The sequence below is a fragment of the Novipirellula sp. genome, from assembly GCF_041583735.1.
Lineage (GTDB): Bacteria > Planctomycetota > Planctomycetia > Pirellulales > Pirellulaceae > Novipirellula.
On the sequence record NZ_JBFHFD010001017.1, the window covers coordinates 1 to 1,779 of the forward strand.

Consider the following 1,779-nt stretch of genomic DNA (forward strand, 5'->3'; position numbering starts at 1 on the left):
ATCGCGGTCGGGCTGATTGCTCCTTTGGGTGTCCAATTGGAACAGATTTCGCTTGCCGCGTTGATCATCTCGCTTGGCTTGTTGGTCGACAACGCGGTTCAAGTTTGTGACCAAGCTCGTACGAATCAGATTGCCGGGATGCGGCCTTTTCCCGCGGCGATCGACGGAGCCAATACGCTTGCGATTCCGATGTTGGTCGGAACGTTAACGACGATGGCGGCGTTCATTCCGATGTTATTTTCGCTCGAAGGAGGCGGTAAGGAATACGTCTATAGCTTGCCGATCACGGTTTCCACGACGCTGGCACTCAGCTGGTTATTGGCGATGACGTTGTGTGTGATTTTGGCAGGCATGTTCATTCGTGCGCCGCAGGGTGACGCGTCGGGATCGCCCGTTGTGAACGCATTCTCGACGCTGGGCCGCTTGGGTTCACGCCTCCGTCGCCGCTCACACGCGGCGTCTGACTCCGGTTCTGCAGGCAGCGCTGCGGCAAGGAACGCCTCGGAAAATTGGACCTACCGAATCTATGGGGTGATCGGACGGTTGGCGGTACGAGCGAAATGGGGGACCGCGCTTGCGACGGTGTTATTGATCGTTGGCATTATGATGTTGCCGGTCAGTTCCGAGTTTTTTCCTGAAGCCGACGGCACTCAGTTCGCCGTAAAAGTCATCTTGCCGGAAACGGCCACGATCAAGCAAACCGATGCAGTGGCTCGGCAAGTGGAAACGATTGTGCAAAGGTTGGGGGCCGCAACCGATTCCAGTCCTGCTCGATTGCGAGCGTTTCGCACGATGGTTGGCGGCGGCGGTTCGCGTTGGCACCTCGGCTGGAGTCCCGAGCCAAAGTCTCGCAACTATGCTGAGATTTTGGTTCGCACCACCGACAGTTCCGTGACAACTCATTATGCACAGCGTGTGCGTGAGATCGCCGAGCGTGGCGATCCAGAACTTGGGATCCAACCGATTGTCGGCGCACGCGTGGTCCCTGTGCAATTAGCGTTGGGGCCGCCCGCCGACCCGTTGGTTTTTCGAGTCGCGGGGAACGGGTTTGCCGATCCCACGATATTGCGTTCCGTCGCCAATCATTTGAAGCAACTGGTCGAAGCACAACCGGAAACTTGGGACGTCAACGACTCGTGGGGCGTCGATGGTTACCAAGTTCGCGTCGATGTGGACCAGGATCGTGCCGTCTTGGCCGGCGTGACGAACTCGCAAGTCGCGCGGACGTTGAATTCGTATTACTCGGGGCTGCGGTTGACGACGTTTCGCGAAGGTGACCACGAGGTTCCGGTCTATTTCCGGCTCAAGCCAAACCAACGTGAATCGATTCGAGGACTGCAAGAATCGTTCGTCGAAGGGGACCTCGGCAAGGTGCCGCTATCATCGATCGCGAGTCTGGAAACCACATTTGTGTTAGCCAAGATCGCCCGCCGCAACATGAACCGGACGATCGAGGTGAGTTCGCGAATGGAGCCCGGTGTGACCGGCAATGACGTTGTTTCTCGGTTGCTGAAAAGCAAAGAGATGAAGACGCTGAGTGAGAGTTTGCCGGTGGGGTATTGGATCGAACCGGGCGGCGCGTTTGAAGAGAGTGCTGAAGCCGGCGGGCAAATGATGATGTCGTTCGCGATTTCATTCGTGCTGATCGTGTTGTGTTTGATTTTCCAGTACAACGGTTGGTCCAAGCCGCTGATCATTTTGTCGACGCTGCCGTTGGCATTGGCGGGAGCATGGTTGGGGTTGTTTTTGTTTGACGAATCACTCGGGTTCATGCCCCAG

Annotated in this window: 1 protein-coding gene; it reads left to right on the forward strand. The window is 56.9% G+C overall.

From position 1 onward, the window contains the following. On the forward strand, nt 1-1,779 hold a 1,779-nt coding region (locus tag ABX962_RS35625; protein ID WP_372726392.1), incomplete at both ends, for an efflux RND transporter permease subunit.